This window comes from bacterium (genome assembly GCA_026129405.1).
In the GTDB taxonomy this organism is placed as follows: Bacteria; Desulfobacterota; Binatia; order DP-6; family DP-6; genus JAHCID01.
In genome coordinates, this window is sequence record JAHCID010000002.1 from 729487 (window position 1) to 749716 (window position 20230).

Consider the following 20230-nt stretch of genomic DNA (forward strand, 5'->3'; position numbering starts at 1 on the left):
GCGGCGCTCAGCGCAGGTCCGGGGCGTACTCGCCCGCGTCGTAGGCGGTGCAGAAGGCCGCCTCATCGCCCTGGAAGCGCGGATCGAGCGGCACCAGCGCGCGACGGACGGCGCGCCAGAGGCGGGTGGTGTCCTCCTGCGTCCCCATGTCCTTCGCGACCAGGACGAGGTCGAGCCCGCGGTGGCCGATGATGAACTGCCCGAACAGCCCGAGCGCCGCCCACACGCCGGCGTCGTACCGCTGCGTGCACGGGCGTCCCGACACGAAGCCGCAGTCGGGCGCCTCCGAGAGGCCGTGCGGATAGGTTCCGTAGATCGCGGGCGGCGCGCACTGCGAGAGGCCGTCCTCGGAGTCGATGGCGAGCCAGGTGAGATAGCCGTAGGCGTAGTTGGTGTCCTCGAACGAGGGATGGGTCATGCGGTAGATCCACTCCGACGACAGGATGCGCTCGCCGTTCCAGAGCCCGCCGTTCAGCATGAGGAGGCCGACGCGCGCCATGTCGCGCACCGTCGTCTCCCAGGTGAAGCCGTACACCTTGTTGGCGTCGCCGTTGGTCCAGGTCGACGCGTGCATGCCGAGCGGCGCATAGAGGTAGCGCTGCGTGAACTCCTCGAGGTTCGTGCCGAGGCGCTCCGGATCCTGCTGGAGCGCGGTGGTCACGACGTCGCTCAGGCGATTGATCTGCACGCCGCCGACGATGTCGTACTGGTAGGTGCGCTGGCCGTAGGCGAGGTTCGCGTTGTGCCCGATCATCGCCAGCACGTGCGCGAGGTGTGCGTCGGGGTTGAACGTGAACTCGTCGAGCCAGTGGTCGACGCGGTCGAGGTCCGAGATCGGGCCGGTCTTGCGGCCAGTCCGCGGCAGGTTGCGCGTCTCCCAGGCCGCGATGCCGGTGACGAGCGCGCCCAGCGTCTTCGTGGTCGAGAACGCCTCGTTCACCTCGTCGACGGTGCGCGGCGGCGGGTAGTACTCGTGGCAGAGCTTGCCGTGACGGATCACCGCGAACGGGCGGTCGAGCGCCCCGTTCGCCTCGGCGAGGATGACCGGGTCGAGGCCGCACTCGGCGGCGACGCGAGCGGTGGGCACGGGCTCCCACGCCGCCGTGCCCGGATCGTCGAGCGGCGGCGGCCCGCAGGCCGCGTCGGGACGGCAGGCGTCGGCGGTGGTCGGATTCGCCGTGCACACCGTGCCCGTGCGGCAGCGGCCGGCGTTCTTGACGATGCGGCCCCGCACGTCGCCGCGCTTCTCCTCGCAGCAGACGACCGCGTCGCCGCGGCCGCAGGTCGCCGCCGCTTCGCAGCGGTGCGCGGCCTTCGCGCACGCGCGCGGCACCTCGCCCGACTTGATGGCCCCGTTCGTCACCTGCTTCACGCAGCGTACCCACGCGCGGCGCGATGCAGCGGCCGCGCAGTCGCAGCGGGCGCTGATCCGTGCCCGCAGGTCGTCGATGGCGAGCTGGTCGGGGCACTTCTTGCTGGTGCAGGCGGCGGACGCAGGCTGGGCGACCGCCAGCGCCGCGAGGAGCAGGGCGGCCGGGACGAGACGAAGCATGGCGCGCTCCATACCGTCTCGATGCCCGTGGATGCGAGCGGGAAGCGCGCGTCCGGTCGCGGGCGATGGCCGAAGCGCTGCGGCGGCGGGCGGGCGCTGCGGTGTGTAGCGCGCCTGCGCACCGGCGGGAACGCGTGCGGGCGCTCCATGGCACCGCCGCGTCGCCGGCGCCGTGGACCCGGCCATAGGCGCGCCGCCGCCCGGCGGTCGCCGGCCACGGCGGGCGTCGCCACGAGCCGGTGCGACCCCGGCGTCGCGTCCGACGAACCGGCTGAGCATGCCGCCGTGCGCCCGGACGGGCCTGCGCGGCCGCGTTGTGCTATGCGCCGTCCATGGTCGAACCATCGCTCGATGTGCTCGTCGTCGGCGCCGGTCCCGTCGGGCTGACGCTCGCCGCCGCGCTCACGCATCACGGCGTTCGCTGTCGGCTCGTCGAGAAGGCGCCGGTGCCGAGCGACAAGTCGAAGGCACTCGCCGTCTGGACGCGATCGATGGAGCTGCTCGACGGCCTCGGGCTGGCCGACGCGTTCCTGCAGACCGGGCTCAGGATCGGCGGCGGCAGCATGTACGCCGGCGGCAAGCGCCTCGTGCACCTGGATCTCACCGGGACGGAGAGCCCGTTCGGCTTCCCGCTCATGATCCCGCAGAACGAGACCGAGCGGCTGCTGGCGGAGCACCTCGCCGGCGCGGGCGTGGCGGTGGAGCGCGGCGTCGAGCTGACCGGCTTCGTCGAGACGGCCGACGCCGTGCAGGCGACGCTCCGCCATCCCGACGGCCGCGACGAGACGCTGGTCGTGCCGTGGCTCGTCGGCTGCGACGGCGCCCACAGCACGGTCCGGCACACGCTCGGCATGGAGTTCGCCGGGCATCCGGACCCGAGCGATTGGATGCTCGCCGACGTCCACGTCGCGGGCGACCTCGCGCGCGACGAGGTCAGCATCTTCTGGAACGACGAGGGCGTGCTCGCGGTGTTCCCGATCGATCGCCGCCGCGTGCGCCTGATCGCCGATCAGGGCATCGCGCAGCCGGGGAAGCCGGAGGCGGAGGTCACGCTGGCCCATGCGCAGGCGGTCCTCGATGCGCGCGGCCCCGGCGGTCTGGTGTTGTCCGATCCCATCTGGCTCACGAACTTCCGCATCAACGAGCGCAAGGTGGCCGAGTATCGCCGCGGCCGCGTGATGCTCGCCGGCGACGCCGCGCACATCCACAGCCCGGCCGGCGGGCAGGGCATGAACACCGGCATGCAGGATGCGTTCAACCTCGCGTGGAAGCTCGCCCTGATCCAGCGCGGCCGCGGCCAGACCGAGCCGCTGCTCCGCAGCTACTCCGTCGAGCGCAGCGCCGTCGGCGATCAGGTCCTGCGCAACGCCGAGCGCTTCACGACGATCGCCACGCTGCGCAGCCCGATCGCACGCTGGCTGCGGGACCACATCGCCCCGATCGTCGGCGCCTTCGGCGCCGTCCAGGAGCGGGTGCGCAACGAATGGTGGGAGCTGTCGATCAACTATCGGCAGAGTCCGCTCTCGTGGGAGCAGTGGCCGCCGCACGGCGGCGGCCTGCCGGCCGGCGATCGCCTGTGCGACGCCCCGCTCACGGCGCCCGACGGCGACGCGACCTCGGTCTTCACGGTGCTGCGCGGCGCGCGCCGGCAGGCGCTGCTCCTGATCCCCGCGTCGCACGCGCGCGACGCCGTCGCGCGCCTGGCGGCGATCGCTGCCGACGCGGCCGGCGCCTTCCCGGACCTGCTCGACGCCCACGTCGTCCTCCCCGCCGGCAGCGCGCCGACGCTGGAGACGCCGGGCGTGTGCACGTGGATCGACACCGAGGGCCGCCTCCACGACAGGCTGCACGCGACGGTGGCGACCCTCGTCGTCGTGCGGCCCGACGGCTACGTCGGCTTCCGCTGCCAGCCGGCCGACGGCCACGGGCTGCTGGCGTATCTGGGGCGGTACCTGGTGGGCGGCGGCGCGGGCTGAGCCCGGCGCGGGGCCTCACCCGGAGGCGACCACCTCGCCGTGCAGCACGGCGAAGAACGCGTCGGGTCGCGCCGCCCAGCGCCGCCAAGCGGCGGCGATCTCGGCCAGCTCGCCCTCGCTGGCGAGGCCGTACGCGACGGCCTGCTCGGCGAACGCGGACAGCTCGCAGCGGTCGGCCCACAGCCCGCCCCACCAGGCGCACGACTTCGCGTCGGCGTAGGTCCAGGTGGAGCTCGAGGCGCGCACGCGCGTGAAGCCGGCGGCGAGCGCCCACGCCTTCAGCAGCGGGCCGGCGTCGGGCTCGGCGCCGTTGCGGCGGGCCACCCGGCGGTAGACGTCGAGCCAGCGCCCCAGAAGCGGGTCGGCCGGGGCCCACGAGAAGCGGGCGTAGTCGCTGTCGCGTGCGGCGAGGACGCCGGACGGCCGCAGCACGCGTCGCATCTCGCGCAGCGCCGCCACCGGGTCCGTGAGGTGCTGGAGCACCTGGTGGGCGTGCACCACGTCGAACGACGCCTCCGCGAACGGCAGCGCGTAGACGTCGCCGACGCGCAGCACGACGTCGACGCCGGCGCTGGTCGCGTGCTCCCGCGCCTGTGCGACCACGGCGGGGGCGCGGTCGATGCCGACGGTGCGGCCGGGCGCCGTGCGGCGGGCGAGGTCGACGGTGATGGTGCCCGGCCCGCAGCCCACGTCGAGCAGGTCGAAGCCCGCGCGCAGGTGCGGCAGGAGGTACGCCGCGGAGTTCTCGGCGGTGCGCCAGACGTGGCTGCGCAGCACCGACTCGTGATGTCCGTGGGTATAGACGTCGGCGGGCACGCGCTATCGCGGCGGGTCGGCGCCGGCGGCGCCGTGACACTTCTTGTGCTTGCGGCCGCTGCCGCAGGGGCAGGGATCGTTGCGCCCCACCTTGGGCTCGGCGCGCCGCACGGGCTCCTGCGGCGGATGCTCGTGCGCGCAGTCGGGGCCGTGGACGTGGGCGTCGCGGGACGTGGTCCGGACCGTGGTCATCGACACCTCAGCGCAGGAAGACCGGTCCGAGGCCGCCGGCCACCAGTGCCTCGCTGATCCTCGTCTTCTGCGCGATCGTGCGGATCGGGATGTGGGGGACGATCGACTGGAGCGCGAGGTGGCGGCGCAGCTCCTCGCCCTCGAACTCGTTCACGAGGATGCGGCGCGCGCCGTCGAGGACGCGCTCGTTCGCCGACGCGACGAAGACGTTCGTCATCATGCGGCGCAGCTCGCGGTCGTCCGGCGAGCCGATCTCCTGGAGCGCGAGCGAGCGGCCGACGACGCTGTCCATGGCGTAGCAGTCGATGATCATGTTGGCGAGGATCTCGAGGTGCTGCTGCTTGTCCTTCAGCGAATCGAGGCTGCGCTCGATCAGCAGCTTCGCCGTGTAGGCGATGATGCGCTTCGCGACCTCGGCGGCACGCACCTCGCGGGCGAGCGCGCCGGCGCTCTCGGGCGCCGGGAAGGCGTTGGGGTCGCCGATCTCGCGCTCCACCTGCTGGAGGAACTCGAGGTAGGGGAGGCCGCCGCGGCCGATCTTCTTCACCAGCGTCGCCGGGATGATGAGCCGATTGATCTCGTTCGTGCCCTCGAAGATGCGGTTGATGCGCGCGTCGCGCCAATGCCGCTCGACGGGGTAGTCGGCGGTGAAGCCGTAGCCGCCGAGGATCTGCAGCGCCTCGTCGGAGACGAAGTCGAGCGTCTCGGTGCCGAAGACCTTCATCACCGACGCCTCGATCGTGTACTCCTCGATCGACTGGTCGATGATCGTGCGGTAGGCGCCCGGCGCCGCGAGATCGACGCCCGCCGACGCCGCGTCCATGAGCCCCGCGGTCCGGTAGCTCATGCTGTCGGCGACGTAGATGCGCGTCGCCATGTCGGCGAGCTTGCGCTGGATCATGCCGAAGCTGGCGATGGCGCGGCCGTGCTGATGGCGGTCGCGCGCGTAGGCGAGGGCGATCGACAGGCAGTCCTTGGCCGCGCCGACCGAGCCGGCGCCGAGCTTGAAGCGGCCGATGTTGAGGATGTTGAACGCGATCTTGTGCCCCTTGCCGATGTCGCCGAGCACGTTGGCCACCGGCACCGGCGCGTCCTCCAGGATCACCTGCCGCGTCGACGAGCCGCGGATGCCGAGCTTGTGCTCCTCGGGGCCGACGCTCACCCCCGGCGTCGTGCGCTCGACCAGGAAGGCGGTGAACTTCTCGCCGTCGATCTTCGCGAAGACGGTGAAGATGTCGGCGAAGCCGGCGTTGGTGATGAACTGCTTGGTGCCGGTGAGGCGGTACGTCGTGCCGTCGGCGTCGAGCGTCGCGCGGGTGCGCGCGGCGAGCGCGTCGCTACCCGCCTGCGGCTCGGTGAGCGCGTAGGCGGCGAGCCACTCGCCGGTCGCCATTCTCGGCAGGTAGCGGCGCTTCTGCTCGTCGCTGCCGTAGTAGACGAGCGGTAGCGAGCCGATGCCGGTGTGGGCGCCCCACGAGACGCTGAACGAGGCGCAGAGCGCGCTGCGCTCGGAGACCAGCATGGACGTGGTCTTCGCGAGCCCGAGCCCGCCGTACGCCTCGGGCACGTCGACCATGAGGAGCCCGAGCTCGCCCGCGCGCTTCAGCAGCGCCGGCATGAGGCCCTCCTCCTTGGCCTCGATGCGGTCGAGGAGCGGCAGCACCTCGCCGCGCACGAAGTCCTCCGCGGTACGCGCGTAGAGGAGATCCTCCTCGCTGAAGTCGGCGCCCGTGAACTGGGCCGTCGACCCGACCGGCTCCACGAGCCAGCTCGCACCTCCCGGAGCGCCCATGTCTCACCTCCTCGCCCGACCCGACTACGCCGCACTGCGGCACCGGGCAAGGGCGGGACCGTATTGCGCGCCTGGGCGACCGCGGGCAGCACATCTGGATGCGATCGATCCCGTTGGCCCTTTCCCTCGTCCTCGTCGCCGCCCTCGGGTGCGGCAAGACCCGGCCGGCGCCCACGGCGGCCGCGCCGGTCGACGGCACCGCCGCGGCGCTCCAGGCGTCGCTCGCCGGACCGCAGCGCTCGGCCGAGAACCGCGCCCGCGACGGCGCCCGCCATCCTTACGAGACGCTCACGTTCTTCGGCCTGCGCGAGAACATGACGGTCGTCGAGCTGTGGCCGGGCAACGGCTGGTACACCGAGGTGCTGGCGCCGGTCCTTAGGGGCAAGGGCAAGCTGGTCGCGGCGACGACGGACCCGAACAGCCCGATGCCCAACCGCGTGCGCTACGCGAAGGAGTTCCGCGACCGCCTCGCGGCGCAGCCCGAGGTGTTCGGCGAGGTGGTCGTCACCTCGATCGAGGGCACCGGCGGCGACCTGGGAGCCCCCGGGTCGGCCGACCTCGTGCTCACGTTCCGCAACACGCACGGCTGGGTGAACGACGGCGTCGACGCCGACGTCTATGCGGCGGCGTTCGCCGTGCTGAAGCCCGGCGGCGTCTTCGGCGTGGTCCAGCACCGCGCCAAGCCGGGGACCGACCCCAAGGTGACCGCCAAGACCGGCTATCTCTCGGAGGAGTTCGTGATCCGCACCGCCGAGGCGGCCGGCTTCCGGCTCGACGCGCGCTCCGAGATCAACGCCAACCCGAAGGACACGACCGATCACCCCGAGGGCGTGTGGTCGCTGCCGCCGGTCCTGCGCGGCGGCGACAAGGACCGCGCCAAGTACGTCGCGATCGGCGAGAGCGACCGCATGACGCTGCGCTTCGTGAAGCCGGCGAGCTGAGGGGGCGCGGGAGGCGGCGCGCGCCCGCCGCCTCCCGCCGCTCACTGCGCGCCCGCCGCTGCCAGCGCCCGCGCCACCGCCGCCTGCGCCTCGGCCTGGATGCGGCGCAGGTGGTCGCGCCCGGCGAAGCTCTCGGCGTAGAGCTTGTAGACCGCTTCGGTTCCCGACGGCCGGGCCGCGAACCAGCCCTGGTCGGTGACGACCTTCACGCCGCCGATCGCCTTGCCGTCGCCGGGGGCGTGCGTGAGCACCGCCGTGACCGGGTGGCCGGCCAGCTCCTGCAAGGCGAGGGAATCGGCCGACAGCTTGCTCAGGGCGGCGCGCTGCGCGGCGCTGGCGGCCGCGTCGATGCGCTCGTAGACCGGCTCGCCGAGCTCCGCCGTGATCGCCGCGTACAGCTCGCCCGGGTCGCGGCCGGTGCGGGCCGTCATCTCGACGGCGAGGAGGCCGAGGATCAGGCCGTCCTTGTCGGTCGTCCACACCGTGCCGTCCTGGCGCAGGAACGAGGCGCCGGCGCTCTCCTCGCCGCCGAAGCCGAGGCTGCCGTCGAGCAGCCCGTCGACGAAGAACTTGAAACCGACGGGGACCTCGTGGAGGCGGCGGCCGAGGCGCGCCGCGACGCGGTCGATGAGGCTGCTCGACACCACCGTCTTGCCGACGCCGGCGTCGGCGCGCCACCGCGGGCGCTGGCGGTACAGGTAGTCGATCGCCACCGCGAGGTAGTGGTTCGGGTTCATGAGGCCGGCGCTGCGCGTGACGATACCGTGACGGTCGGCGTCGGGGTCGTTGGCGAAGGCGAGGTCGTAGCGGTCGCGCAGCTCGATCAGGCGCGCCATCGCGTACGGTGACGACGGGTCCATGCGGATGGCGCCGTCCCAATCGAGGGTCATGAAGCGGAAGGTCGGATCGATCGTCGGGTTGGTCACCTCGAGCCGGATGCCGAGGCGCTCGGCGATCGGGCCCCAGTACGCCGCCGAGGCGCCGCCGAGCGGATCGACGCCGACGCGCAGCCGGCTGCCACGTACGGCGTCGACGTCGATGACGGCCGCGAGATCGCGCGTGTAGCCGCCGAGGTAGTCGAACGGGTGCACGGTGGCGGCACGACCGGCCGCCGGCCACGCGACCCGCGGCACGGCGTCGAGGCCCTCCGCGAGCAGTGCGTTCGCGGTGCGCTCGATCCACGACGTCGCCTCGGAGTCGGCCGGGCCGCCGTGCGGCGGGTTGTACTTGAAGCCGCCGTATTCGGGCGGGTTGTGCGACGGCGTCACCAGGATGCCGTCGGCCAGCCCCGAGGCGCGGCCGCGGTTGTGGACCAGGATCGCCCACGAGCCGACCGGCGTCGGTGTGGGGCCGTCGTCGCCGTCGACCATGACGTCCACCCCGTGGCCGGCGAGCACCTCGAGCGCCGTCTGGCGGGCCGGGCCGGAGAGCGCATGCGTATCCCAGCCGAGGTACAGCGGGCCGCTCACGCCCTGGGCGCGCCGATACAGGCAGATCGCGTGCGTGATCGCCACGATGTGCGCCTCGTTGAAGCTCGCGTGGAGGGACGAGCCGCGATGACCCGAGGTGCCGAACGCGACGCGCTGGGCCGGCACGGCCGGGTCGGGACGCTCGCGGTAGTAGGCGGCGATCAGCGCGGCGACGTCGACGAGTCCATCGACCGGGGCGGGGCGTCCCGCGTCCGGGTGCAGGGTCGTGGTCATGGGTGCTCCATAGCAAATCGCGGCGCGCTGCACCCGGTGCGGCGCGCACGACCCGAAGGTCGTGCCGAAAGGGGGGCGCCGAAGAGGTACCGTCATGTATATTTCATCTTCTCTTTTGACGCGGGGTGCATTTGCATGGGTGCAGCTAGAGTCTAAGTTATTTAACTCAAGATCTCTAGTTGAGGGTCTCGCATGCGGTGTGCTGATGCGTATCGGTTGGGGTCGGGATGCTGGCGCTCGGCGGAGTGCTGGCGGCGTCGCCGGCCTCGGCCGCCGTGATCTGCGTCCCCAGTCTCGGGATTCACGGCTCGTGCGGCGTCCCCGCGGCGTCGATCGGGGCGGGCATCGCGCTCGCGAGCGTGGGCGGCGGCGACGTCGTCCTCGTCGGACCGGGGACGTACACCGAGTTCGTCACCATCGATCGCAGCGTGAGCCTGCGCTCCACGACGGGACGCGCCGCGACGATCATCGCGCCGCCGGCGACGCCCACGGCGAACCTGGGCACGATCCGGCTCTCCCCCGGGATGAACGGCGTCGAGATCGGGGGGCCGGCCGGCGGCTTCACGATCCACGGCGTCGACGACCTCTCGCCCGGGATCGAGAGCGCGACGGTATACCTCCAGGGCAACCACAGCCTGGTCACGGTGCGCGACAACGAGATCGTCGCCGCGGGCGACGCCGGCTTCCAGACGGAGTTCGGCGCGACCGTCAGCGGCCTCGTCTTCCAGGGCGGCTCGTTCGGGCTGTGCCTGCCGGGCGACAGCACCGGCAACGTCGCGACCTGCAACCGCATCACGGGCCACGACGACCTGCCGTACGACGTCGGCGTCAGTGCCGACGCGGCCGCGAGCACGGTGCGTGACGACGCCATCGCGGGCAACGCGACGGGCATCGACGGCAGCGCCATCACGTCGGGCATGCTCGACGCCGCGGACAACTGGTGGGGCTGTGCGACGGGCCCGAACACGGCCGGCTGCGACCCGACCGTGGGCGCCGTCGCCGCGACCCCGTTCCGCAGCGCCATCCCGCCCTGCCTCGCGTGCTCGGCCGACGCCGAGTGCGACGACGGTCTCATCTGCACCGGCAGCGAGACGTGTCAGGCCGGCACCTGCACGGCCGGCACGCCGGTCGACTGTACGGAGGCGGGCGACCAGTGCAACGTCGGTGCGTGCCTCGAGCCGGCCGGAGCCTGCGTCGCCGTGCCGAAGCCGAACGGCACCGTGTGCACGAGCGGCAGCGCCTGCTCGCTGCCCGACAGCTGCCAGGGCGGCGTCTGCCTCGCCGGCGGCGTAAGGCGACGTCGACGGCGACACCGTCTGCGATCCCGACGGCAACTGTCCGCTCGACCCGAACCCCGATCAGCGCAACATCGACGGGGAGGACGGCGGCGACGTGTGCGATCCGTCGGAAGGTCCCCTCAATCCGACGCGCCTGCGGCTGAAGGCCACCCGGCGGCGGGGCGAACCCGAACGGCTCGCTCCGGGTGAAGGGCGGCTTCCTCGCGCTCCTGCCGGACGCCGGACAAAGCGTCCAAGGGCAGCTTCACGACCAAGCCCACCGCGCCGGGGCAGTGGCGCTTCACCGTCGGGTCGAAGAAGCAGGCGCTGACGGCTCCGTTCCCGGGACCGGTCGACGTCGTGCTCACCTACGACGGCAGCATCGACCGCACCGGGGTGATCGCGGATTGTGCGGCCCCTGTCTGCGCGCGGCGATCCGGCGGGGTCGCCGCGCGCCGACGTCTCCGGCGGGTGCGCGCCGGAAGCGGGCGCGCTACACACGAGCGGCGTGGCGTCCCGAGAGCCCACGGTGGTGACGGCGTCGCAGTGGCGGGCGGCGCTCCAGTGCGCACGGCGCGTGTGGCTCCATGTGCACGCACCGGAGACGGCGGAGCAGCCCGACGCGGAGGCGGCGCGGGGCGGGGCGATCCGCGGGGCGATCGCCCGGCGCGCGCGCGAGCGCTTTCCCGGCGCGGTCGCGGTCGGCGACGCCGAGCCCGAAGCGCGCACGCGGGCGCTGCTGGTCGCCGCGGCCGTTCCGGCGATCGTCGACGGCGTCGTCTCGGCCGGCGGCGCGCGGGTGCGCGTCGATGTGCTGAGCCGCCGCTCCGACGGTCGCGTCGACCTCTGGGCCGTGCGGGCGGCGCCCGCGGTGCGCGCCGAGCACCTCGACGACCTGGCGCTCCAGCACCACGTGCTGGACGCCGCCGGCGTCGACGTCGCGGCGGCGTGGGTCCTGCACCTCGACCGCGAGCAGATCCGCGACGCCGACGAGGTGCCGGTCGGCCGGCTCCTGCGTGCGGTCGACGTCGGCGAGGACGTGCGTGCGCGCGCCGCCGCCGTGCCGGCGCGGCTCGCCACGATTCGCGCGACGCGACAGGGCGTGCAGCCCGACGTCGTCCCCTCGCCGCACTGCCAGCGACCGCACCGCTGTCCGTTCTGGGCGCATTGCACGGCGGCCATGCCCGACGACTGGATCATGCGCCTGCCGCGCCTGGCGGCGAACCAGCACGCCGCGCTGCACGCCGCGGGCGTCACCCGCATCGGCGCCATCCCCGGCGACTGGTGGCTCACCGGGCCGCAGGCGCGTGCGCGTCTGGCGCTGCGCACGGGCCGGGTGGTGACCTCGCCGGGGCTCGCGGCCGCCCTCGCCGCGGCCGCGCCGCCCGCCGGCTACCTCGACTTCGAGACGATCTCGCCCGCCGTGCCGCTCTTCCCGGGCACGCGGCCCTACGACGTCGTGCCGTTCCAGTGGTCGCTGCACCGCGAGGATGCGGCCGGCGCGCTCGCGCACGCGGCCTTCCTCGCGGACGGCGCCGGCGATCCGCGCCCGGCCTTCGTCGCCAGCCTGCTCGCCGCGACGGCGGGCAACGAGCCGATCCTCGTGTACTCGGGCTACGAGGCGCGCGTGCTCGACGGCCTCGGCGCAGCGTTTCCGGCCGACGCCGCGGCGCTGGCCGCGCTGCGCGCACGGCTCGTGGACCTCCTCGAGATCGTCCTCGCGCACGTCTATCATCCGGCGTTCGCGGGGTCGTTCTCGCTGAAGCGCACCGGGCCGGTGCTGGCGCCGGACGTCGCCTGGGGCGACGCCGGCGACGTGCAAGGCGGCCTCGCGGCGTCCGAGGCCTTCCTCGCGCTGCGCGCCGGCGCCGGCGACGCCGCGCGCCTGCGGCGCGATCTGCTCGCGTACTGCGCGGCCGATACGCGGGCGCTCGTCGGGCTGCACCGGGCGCTGCGCGCGCTCGCCGGCGCGCCGCCGTCCGGCGGGTGACGCGGCTCAACCGGCCGTGGGGGCTGGGAGGCGGCGCGCGATCTCCGGCGCGAGCAGGCGGCCGAAGAGCGCGTAGCCGTCGGCGTCGAAGTGATCGTCGCGCCGCCAGTAGAGCGTCTCCCACGACGTCCCGCGCTGGGCGACGTCCGCCGCCATCGCGGGCTGCACGTCGACGACGTCGAGCGTCGCCAGGACGCCGGGCTCGAGGCCGCGCGCGAGCCGGCGTGCGCTGCCGCGCGGATGGCGCTTCGGCGGCACGGGCGCCACGATCAGCGCGAAGCGATGCCGCGCGGCCATGGCGTGCAGGCGTCCGACGAACGCCTCGAGGGGCGGCGCGTCGGGCCGGGCCAGGCCGGCGGGGAGGCCGACGCGCGTCGGCGTCACGTAGTTCGTACGCCGCAGCGCCGCGGCCGGGGACAGCCGGGCGAAGGCGCGGCTCGTCCACACGTGCGTCCACAGGAGGCGGCTCGCGGTGCCGGGGGCGTTGGCGTCGACGAACGCCCGCAGCGCGTCGCGCTGCGCCGGATCGAGATAGGCCAGCACGTAGCCGCGGTAGTCCTCGCGGAACGTCCGCCGCTCGGCGATGTCCTGCACGTCGTCGGCGGAGAAGGCGAGGACGACGAGGTCGGGGCGCACGCGGTCGACCCAGCGCTCGAGGAGCGCGACGTGCACGTCGGTCCCGGTGCCGTCGAGACCGAGATTCCACACCTGGGCCCCGGCATGTCCCGCCGCGCGCAGCGCCGCCTCCAGCGCCTGCGTCCAGCCCTGCGCCACCGGCACGTGCTTCGCCGACGTGAACGCGTCGCCGAGCGCGATCACGCGCGGGCCGCCCGTCGCCGGCAGCGACCGCGCGACGTCGTGGAAGCCGAGCCCGTTGACGTGCACGACGGTGTCGATCTCGAAGCCGCGCGCGACCCGGGCGCTGGCGTTCGGGCGGTAGCGGTAGCCGAGGTCGTCGTCGGGTTCGTAGACGAGCGCCTGGATCTCGGGCGCCAGGGCCGACGGCCGCAGGAGGCGCAGCGCTCCCTCGATGGCGAGCAGGGCGACGAGCGCGCTCAGCAGCGCGAGACCCGGGTTCGCGAGACGCGCCACGCCGCGGCTCTAGCATCATCGCGGCGCGGGCGCACCGACGCTGCCCCGCAGGTGCGTCCCGACGACGCGGCGTGCCTCGTTCCGGCCGGCCATTTTTTCGTCCTGCGAGGACAACCGCGAGCCCGTCCTTGACAGGCGACGGGCGGGTTTCGGAAGCATTAAATAGGTGAGCTAACTTAAACCCGCTCGCGGGACGCCGGATTCCGGGGCGGCAAGGGGGGTCGTTCATGAGCAGCAGGGGGCGCGTATCCATGAGAGTCGCCGTCGGCAGGGTCGCCGGAGCCGTGATCCTGGCCGCAGGCATGATCGTCGCGGCACCCGGACGGGCGGGCGCAGACCCGGGGCATGCGAAGGGGCCGGATCCGACGGCGGCGATGCTGCTCGGGACCGGGCCGTTCGCGACCGCGTCGGCGTCCGTGCCGTCGTCGGTGTCGGGCTTCGGCGGCGGGGTCGTCCACTATCCGACCGACACCAGCCAGGGGACCTACGGCGCCGTCGCCTTCGCGCCCGGCTTCCTCGGCAGCAGCGCGAACTACGCCTGGCTCGGGCCGCGTCTGGCCTCGCACGGGTTCGTCGTCCTGCTGATGAACACCAACTCGCCGCTCGACAACGCGCCCTCGCGGGGACAGCAGATCCTGGCTGCCCTCACCTATCTGATCTCGTCGAGCCCGGTGGCCAGCCGGATCGACCCGAGCCGCCTCGCGGCGGCCGGACACTCGATGGGCGGCGGCGGTGCGCTCGAGGCCGCGAACGTCACCCCGTGGCTGCGGGCGGTCGTGGCGACGCAGCCGTTCAACGCCACCTGGACCAACTGGAACGGCGTCGTCTCGCCAACCCTCATCGTCGGATCCGACGGCGACACCACCGCGCCCGTCGCGACGCACGCGATCCCATTCTATACCGCCATTCCGGGCTCCACCGAGAAGGCGTACATCGAGCTGCGCAACGCGCTGCACTCGGAGTCCACCCAGGGGAACGACACCCAGGGCATGTACATGATCGTGTGGCTGAAGGTCTTCGTCGACGCGGACCTGCGCTACTATCCGTTCCTCTGTCCGAACCCGGGTCCGAGCGACAAGATCCGCGATTTCCGCACGGCCGTCACCTGTCCGGCCGTGATGACGTGCGGCGACGGCGTCGTCGCCGGCGACGAGGGATGCGACGACGGCGGCATCGTCGCCGGCGACGGCTGCTCCGCGACCTGCGTCGTCGAGCCCGGGTACCAGTGTACGGGCGAGCCGTCGACCTGCGAGCCCACCTGCGGCGACGGGCTCGTCGTCGGCGACGAGGCCTGTGACGAGGGAGCCTTGAACGGCGACCCGAGCGCCTGCTGCACGGCATCCTGCTCGTACCGCCTGGCGGGCGAGGAGTGCCGGCCGGCGGCGGGCGAATGCGACGTCGCCGAGCAGTGCAGCGGCGCCGCGGCGGCGTGCCCCGCCGACGCCTTCGCGTCCGCGAGCACGGTGTGCCGGCCGGCGGCGGGCGAATGCGACGTCGCCGAGCAGTGCAGCGGGTCGGCCGTGGCCTGTCCGGACGACACGGGGTTGCCGGACACGGACGGCGACACGGTGTGCGACGAGCTCGACAACTGCCCCGGCGTCGCGAACCCCACGCAGGCGGACGGCGACGGCGACGGGCACGGCGATGCGTGCGATCCGTGCACCAATCTCGGTCCCGCGGTGGCGTCGAAGACCGCGCTGGTCCTCGATAAGCTCCTGGCGCCGGCCGGCGACGACAAGCTCAGCTTCACGAGCTTCTTCGCCGCCGTCCCCGGGGCCGCCGACATCGATCCGCTCGCCGCCGGCGTGCGCTTCCTGATCGCCGACGCGAGCGGCGCGCTGCCGGTCGACGTGACCATCCCGGGCGGCGCCTACGTCGCCGCCGAGAAGGCCGGCTGGAAGGTCAACGGCGCCGCGACGGCGTGGACGTACAAGAACGCCGGCACCATCGTGCCGACGATCGGCGGCATCACCACGGTGCAGATCAAGCGCTTCCCGGCCAAGCCCGGGACGCTCAAGGTGAAGGTCCTCGGGAAGAACGGCAGCTACGGCGTCGCCGCGCTGCCCTTGCTGCCGACCATCGTGCTGGATCCACCGGTCGCGGAGACCGGCCTGTGCGGCGAGGCGACCTTCCCCAACACCGCACCGGCGAAGCCCAGCTGCATCGCCACGGGCGGGGGCAAGACGGTCAAGTGTAAGTGACGGAGCGGGCGCGCGGCTCGTCTCCGGCCCCGGCGCCGTCGGCGTGGGGCAGGGGGCGGGCCGCGACCGGTCCCGGCCGGCCAATCCGTCGGGCTGCGAATGCGACGGCCACGTCGTCCTCGACGGGCGACCGGCCGGTCTCGGAAGATTCCAAGTAGACGAGCTAACTCAACCCCGCTCGCGGTGACCTCGATTCCGCGGCGGCGAGGGGGCGTACATGGGCAGCAGAGGGCGCGTAGCCACGGGAGTCGCCGTCGGCAGAGTTGCCGGGATCGTGATCCTGGCCGCATGCATGGTCGTCGCGGCATCCGGACGTGCCGGTGCCACGGGGTATGCGAAGGGGTCGGATGCGGCCGGGAACACCGCCGCTGCCGACGGTGCCGAGTGCACCATCGCCGCCTGCGACGGCGGGGCGATCGCGAAGACCTTCCCGCCGCCGCGGCGCACGACCTGGGCGCCGAAGGGCTGCCGGACGCCCGATCCGGCGGGTGGGCCGCTGGCGTCGCGTGCGGCGTGGCGGAGCCTGCACGCCGACGAGGTGAACACCGACGAGGTGTCGATCGCCATGGCCCCCATGTTCGCGGCCGACTGGGTGGCCGAGCCGCAGACCTGGAACCCGACCGGCCCGGTCTTCGACGACGCCGGCAACCTCTACTTCGCGCCGTTCAATCCGCACGAGGACGTCGTGCTGATCTCGCTCGAGCCGATCGCCGGCACCCGCCGCTGGGCCATCCCGAACACCACCGGTACCCCGGTCGGTACCGGCACCCCGCTCGTCCTCGACGATCCGGACCGTCCGGGCGAGCAGATCGTTTACCTCGGGCTCTACGACCGCGTGCTGGCGGTACGGACCGACGGCGGCATCGTCTGGGATCGCCCGACGGGTCTGCCCGGTCCGGCCACCGGCGTCTTCGGCGTCAACTACCATCCCCAGGCCGACGCCATCGTCGGGCTCAGCCGTGACGGCTGGCTCTACGCCGTCGATCGCCGCACCGGGCTGTCGGTGCTGCCGGCGCCGTTCCAGCTGCCGGGCGAGCCGGCGCCCCTCGGCCCGCCGTCGACCACACCGCCGGCGGTCACCGCCTGCGCGCAGCAGCTCTTCGAGCAGTTCGTGGATCCGGGCGGCGTGACGCTCGCGCAGATCATCGCCGTGCTCGGCGGCAACGGCTCCGAGGTCGCGAACTACTTCTCGATCGACCCCACCACCGGGCGGCTCTGGGTGGGTGCCACCGCGCCCGACGCCGAGGACGGCACCGCGGACGGCGTCTCGGCGCTGGGCGCCCTCTATCGGCTCGAGCTGACGCCGGTCGGTCCGACCTTCGCCGTCGACGAGGTGTGCCACGCCTCGTTCGCCGGCGGCACGGCCTCGACGCCGGCGCTGCCGCGCGACGGCTCGCGGGTGTACGTCGGCGACAACGTCGGCAACCTGCTCGCCGTCGACCAGAACTGCCAGCAGGTGTGGTCGCTGCCGCTGGGCGAGCAGATCCGCGGCTCCATCGGCGTCGCGGCCGACAACCGCGAGGTCTACGCGGCGACCGCGAGCACGATCCACCAGGTGATCGACGACGGCGCCACGGCGCGCATCGCGTGGAGCGCAGGCCTGGACGTCTTCGACCTCCAGCCCGGCCTGATCTCGGGCAACGCCAACATCGCCGGCATCGGCGCGAACGGCGTCGCCTTCCAGGCCGGCGCGGGCTACCAGTTCAGCACCACGCTCTTCACCAACACCGGGCTCGGGCTGCTCGATCGCGCCGACGGATCGGTGCGCTGGTTCACCCAGGGCTTCGACGAGACCGTCGCGGTGATGAGCACGGGGCCGGACGGCGCGCTCTACATCGGCAACTCGCCGCTGCGGCGGCTGTACGCCTCCTGCCTCAGCGACCTCGGCATCATCCCGGTGGCGGTGGCGCCGCCGGTGGGCGGCATCCGCAAGTACCAGCCGATCCGGCACGACGTGTTCTTCCGCGACGTCGTGTGCGCCGGCGCCGACCGCGCCCGCAACGCGCGCCGCGACCGCAAGCTCTGTCCGGCGTCGCTCGCGGCCGACCAGCAGCAGCTCGCCGAGCTGTACGCGCAGGCGCGCCGCACCTTCACCACGGCCACGACCCACGGCGAGCTCGCAGGGAAGCCGGCGCTGCGCGTGACCCGCGTCCTCGCGCGCATCGAGAAGAAGCGCGCCCGCGGCCGCCAGCCGTGGAACGCCTTCAAGGCGCTCTGCCGCCAGGCGGAGCGGGCCATGCTCTGACCGCGTGGGACCGCGTGCGCGACGACCGATCGGCCGCCGGATCGATTCGGTTGTCGCGCCGCCCCCGGCACGGGCTATGGAATGACGACATGAGTCCCACGCAAGCGGGCGGCCGCGGCACCCGCCGCGGCCGCCCGAGCCCCGGCACCGACGACGGCGCCGAGCGATCCACCGCCGCCTCCGTTCCCCTCGTTCGCCGCGCCGGGCGCAAGGGCTGGGCCCAGCCCCTGCCGCGGGGACGTCACAAGCTGCCGCAGGAGGCGGTCGAGGATTCGCAACGCCAGCGCCTCCTGCTGGCGATGGCGGAGCTGGTCGGGGAGCGGGGCTACGGTGCGACCACGGTGCCCGACGTGATCGCGGCGGCGCGCGTGTCGAGCAATACGTTCTACCGCTTCTTCACCGACAAGACCGCGTGCTTCCTGGCGCTGAGCGAGCAGCTCGGCGACCAGCTGTTCGACCAGCTCGCCGCCTTCGAGACCGATGCCGCGACGCCGCAGGAGGCCCTCGCCGCGCTCGACGCGGGCCTCCGGGCCTATCTGCGCTGGTGGTCCGACCAGCCCGCGATGGCGCGGGCCTACTTCGTGGAGCTGCCGATGGCGGGGCCGCGCGCGATGGCGGCGCGCGAGCGGCAGTACCGGCGCTTCGAGACCATCCACCGGCGGGTCGCGGAGCGGGCGCGCGCGCTGTCCGGCGACGCACCGCCGCTGCGCGACGTCGACGTCAGCGCCTCGGTGATCCTCACCACGGAGCTGGTCGCGCGCGAGGTCCGCGCGGGGCGGGTCCGCCAGCTGGCCGCGATCGAAGACGACATGCGCTACGTGCTGCTGAAGCTCCTCGCCGGGGATCAGGTCGCCGAGCTGGCGCGGCGGCGTCGCACACCGCTCGCACCGTCTGCGCCCGCCGCCCGGCGCGTCCGTCCGGACTGAAGGGGGAGCCGGGCGCGTCGCAGCCGGGGCGCGGGATGCTATCGGCCGGCCGCCGCCTGCCCGCGCGTCGCCGCCCACAGCATCGCCGCAGCCGTGTAGACCGCCACCACGAGCACCAGCACGCGGACGACGTCGAGCGGCAGGGAGCGGACGACGAACGCGGCCACGAGGACGGCGGGGATGCCCCCGAGCGTCAGGCCGAGCGCGACGCCCGGGCTGTACGCCTCGCGGGCGACGAAGCGCCAGCCGGCGAACGGCATGAGGAAGCCGCACGAGCCCATCATGATCGGGAACGCCGCGGTCGCGTTCATGCCGAGCAGCGTGACGAGGATCATGCACGGCCCGTACAGGCCGACGCCGAGGGTCATGAGCGCGCCGAGCATGAAGTTGCCGGCCACGCCGACGACGAAGCGCAGCCCCGACAGCCCGAGCGCGTCGGCCCCCACCGGCGCGCCGAGCAGCAGCTGGCGGGCGAGGAGGGCGGCCGCCACCAGCAACGCCGCACCCATGCCCAGCTGGACGCGGCGGCGCGACCAGCCCGCGACCACGCCGGCGCCGAGCCACGCGCCCGCGATCGCGGCCCCGATCATCGCCGTCAGCGTGCCGGGATCCACCGCGACCACCGCGATGAAGATCAGCGCCTGCGCCACCGACGGCAGGGCATGGCCGACGTTCATCGTGCCCGGGATCAGCCGATCGGGGACCAGCCGGAAGGCGCGGAACAGCGCCGCGGTGGGCGCGAACGAGCCGACACCGAGCGTGTCGAAGAAGTTGGTGAGCGCGCCGATGCCGAGGCCGGCGGCGCCCGGCCGGGCGGCGGCGCGCGGCGCGTGCACGAGCCGCACGGCCCAGCCGACGGCGAACGCCGCCGCCAGGACGCCGAGGAGGCCGACGAGGACGACCTGCGGATCGGGCACGCGGGAACGGGCGGCGGCCGCCTCAGGACGGCGAGCGCGGCTCCTCGACGAGCGCCAGCACCTCGGTCGCGATCCGGCGGACGTTCGCGATCGTGTCCTCGGAGGCGTTCGCGGCCAGCACTCGCGCCGCCGCGGTCCACTGCGCGTGGACGCCGTCCTGGAAGAAGAGCGGCAGGAGATGCACGAACTGCATCATGCCGAAGGCGATCACGTCGACGTCGCGCTGGAGCGGCTCGGTGGGCGGCGACTCGAGGACGTGGAGGTAGAGGCTGGCCTGCGGGTTCGCGCGGACCGTGACGCCGGTCACCTCGACGGTCTGCTCCGCGATGCGGCACCAGGTCGCGTCGCGCTCGAGGACGCGCAGGATGGGCTCGCGGTCGGGCTCGGGCAGCCGGCCGAAGGCACGCAGCAGCCGCGGGACCAGCGGATCGGCCAGCAGCCCCGCCGTCAGGTCGTTCGCCGACGTCAGCATGAGACGCAGGGCATCGAGCTGGGACGCCGGGTCGTCGCTCGCCATGCGCGGACCTTGCGTGCTCGGCGGGCGGGCTGTCAACGCCCGACGGTGTCGCACGGCGCTGGACACCGGCAGGCCGGCGACGGCAACACTGGC

At 73.6% G+C, this 20230-nt stretch carries 15 protein-coding genes; 7 read left to right on the forward strand and 8 right to left on the reverse strand.

Annotated elements, in window-relative coordinates; genetic code table 11:
* Positions 1 to 7: 7 nt before the first annotated feature.
* Complete coding sequence (locus KIT14_11655) at positions 8 to 1552, reverse strand: serine hydrolase (GenBank protein ID MCW5891191.1); 1545 nt, start codon at positions 1550 to 1552, stop codon at positions 8 to 10.
* 332 nt (positions 1553 to 1884) lie between these two features.
* Between KIT14_11655 and KIT14_11660 the strand changes: the two genes are divergently transcribed.
* Positions 1885 to 3528, forward strand: a complete 1644-nt coding sequence (locus KIT14_11660) for an FAD-dependent monooxygenase (GenBank protein ID MCW5891192.1) — start codon at positions 1885 to 1887, stop codon at positions 3526 to 3528.
* A 15-nt stretch (positions 3529 to 3543) separates the two neighbouring features.
* Here KIT14_11660 and KIT14_11665 read toward each other — a convergent pair whose 3' ends face one another.
* From KIT14_11665 to KIT14_11675, 3 genes are read right to left on the reverse strand one after another with little or no spacing between them, the layout of a single operon-like run.
* Positions 3544 to 4344 carry a methyltransferase domain-containing protein gene (locus KIT14_11665; protein MCW5891193.1) on the reverse strand — a complete coding sequence of 267 codons (801 nt, stop codon included), beginning with the start codon at positions 4342 to 4344 and terminating at the stop codon, positions 3544 to 3546.
* A gap of 3 nt (positions 4345 to 4347) precedes the next feature.
* Entirely contained in the window at positions 4348 to 4536 is a 189-nt protein-coding gene (locus KIT14_11670; GenBank protein ID MCW5891194.1) for an SEC-C domain-containing protein, read from the reverse strand.
* 7 nt (positions 4537 to 4543) lie between these two features.
* Positions 4544 to 6328, reverse strand: coding sequence for an acyl-CoA dehydrogenase family protein (locus KIT14_11675; protein ID MCW5891195.1), 1785 nt, complete (start codon positions 6326 to 6328; stop codon positions 4544 to 4546).
* A 98-nt stretch (positions 6329 to 6426) separates the two neighbouring features.
* Between KIT14_11675 and KIT14_11680 the strand changes: the two genes are divergently transcribed.
* A complete protein-coding gene (locus tag KIT14_11680; protein MCW5891196.1) occupies positions 6427 to 7269 on the forward strand; it encodes a class I SAM-dependent methyltransferase in 843 nt (280 codons plus the stop codon).
* Positions 7270 to 7310: 41 nt separating this feature from the next.
* On the opposite strand, the gene pgm is transcribed toward KIT14_11680, so the two are convergent.
* Positions 7311 to 8972, reverse strand: coding sequence for a phosphoglucomutase (alpha-D-glucose-1,6-bisphosphate-dependent) (pgm, locus tag KIT14_11685; GenBank protein ID MCW5891197.1), 1662 nt, complete (start codon positions 8970 to 8972; stop codon positions 7311 to 7313).
* A 227-nt stretch (positions 8973 to 9199) separates the two neighbouring features.
* On the opposite strand from pgm, the gene KIT14_11690 reads away from it, so the two are divergent.
* Together KIT14_11690 and KIT14_11695 are read left to right on the forward strand one after the other, a co-directional pair.
* Positions 9200 to 10459, forward strand: coding sequence for a hypothetical protein (locus tag KIT14_11690; protein ID MCW5891198.1), 1260 nt, complete (start codon positions 9200 to 9202; stop codon positions 10457 to 10459).
* Between the two features lie 298 nt (positions 10460 to 10757).
* The gene (locus tag KIT14_11695; GenBank protein ID MCW5891199.1) at positions 10758 to 12239 is read left to right on the forward strand and encodes a DUF2779 domain-containing protein; all 1482 of its coding nucleotides are present in this window, start codon (positions 10758 to 10760) and stop codon (positions 12237 to 12239) included.
* A 6-nt stretch (positions 12240 to 12245) separates the two neighbouring features.
* On the opposite strand, the gene KIT14_11700 is transcribed toward KIT14_11695, so the two are convergent.
* Complete coding sequence (locus tag KIT14_11700; GenBank protein MCW5891200.1) at positions 12246 to 13331, reverse strand: hypothetical protein; 1086 nt, start codon at positions 13329 to 13331, stop codon at positions 12246 to 12248.
* A 251-nt stretch (positions 13332 to 13582) separates the two neighbouring features.
* Here KIT14_11700 and KIT14_11705 point away from each other — a divergent pair, with 251 nt between their 5' ends.
* From KIT14_11705 to KIT14_11715, 3 genes are all read left to right on the forward strand, one after another.
* Positions 13583 to 15532, forward strand: a complete 1950-nt coding sequence (locus tag KIT14_11705) for a DUF4215 domain-containing protein (protein ID MCW5891201.1) — start codon at positions 13583 to 13585, stop codon at positions 15530 to 15532.
* 274 nt (positions 15533 to 15806) lie between these two features.
* The gene (locus KIT14_11710; protein ID MCW5891202.1) at positions 15807 to 17777 is read left to right on the forward strand and encodes a PQQ-binding-like beta-propeller repeat protein; all 1971 of its coding nucleotides are present in this window, start codon (positions 15807 to 15809) and stop codon (positions 17775 to 17777) included.
* Between the two features lie 89 nt (positions 17778 to 17866).
* On the forward strand, positions 17867 to 18703 hold the full coding sequence (locus tag KIT14_11715; GenBank protein ID MCW5891203.1) for a TetR/AcrR family transcriptional regulator: 837 nt from the start codon (positions 17867 to 17869) through the stop codon (positions 18701 to 18703).
* Positions 18704 to 18741: 38 nt separating this feature from the next.
* Here the strand turns inward: KIT14_11715 and KIT14_11720 are convergent, their stop codons facing one another.
* A complete protein-coding gene (locus KIT14_11720) occupies positions 18742 to 19578 on the reverse strand; it encodes a permease (protein MCW5891204.1) in 837 nt (278 codons plus the stop codon).
* 64 nt (positions 19579 to 19642) lie between these two features.
* The gene (locus tag KIT14_11725) at positions 19643 to 20137 is read right to left on the reverse strand and encodes a hypothetical protein (GenBank protein ID MCW5891205.1); all 495 of its coding nucleotides are present in this window, start codon (positions 20135 to 20137) and stop codon (positions 19643 to 19645) included.
* Positions 20138 to 20230 lie beyond the last annotated feature (93 nt).

Coding starts and splice junctions, on each gene's coding strand:
- KIT14_11725 (MCW5891205.1), bottom strand. CDS start 20,137: ATGGCGAGCGACGACCCGGCGTCCCAGCTCGATGCCCTGCGTCTCATG.
- KIT14_11690 (MCW5891198.1), top strand. CDS start 9,200: ATGCTGGCGCTCGGCGGAGTGCTGGCGGCGTCGCCGGCCTCGGCCGCC.
- pgm (MCW5891197.1), bottom strand. CDS start 8,972: ATGACCACGACCCTGCACCCGGACGCGGGACGCCCCGCCCCGGTCGAT.
- KIT14_11655 (MCW5891191.1), bottom strand. CDS start 1,552: ATGCTTCGTCTCGTCCCGGCCGCCCTGCTCCTCGCGGCGCTGGCGGTC.
- KIT14_11670 (MCW5891194.1), bottom strand. CDS start 4,536: ATGACCACGGTCCGGACCACGTCCCGCGACGCCCACGTCCACGGCCCC.
- KIT14_11680 (MCW5891196.1), top strand. CDS start 6,427: ATGCGATCGATCCCGTTGGCCCTTTCCCTCGTCCTCGTCGCCGCCCTC.
- KIT14_11705 (MCW5891201.1), top strand. CDS start 13,583: ATGAGAGTCGCCGTCGGCAGGGTCGCCGGAGCCGTGATCCTGGCCGCA.
- KIT14_11715 (MCW5891203.1), top strand. CDS start 17,867: ATGAGTCCCACGCAAGCGGGCGGCCGCGGCACCCGCCGCGGCCGCCCG.
- KIT14_11660 (MCW5891192.1), top strand. CDS start 1,885: ATGGTCGAACCATCGCTCGATGTGCTCGTCGTCGGCGCCGGTCCCGTC.
- KIT14_11675 (MCW5891195.1), bottom strand. CDS start 6,328: ATGGGCGCTCCGGGAGGTGCGAGCTGGCTCGTGGAGCCGGTCGGGTCG.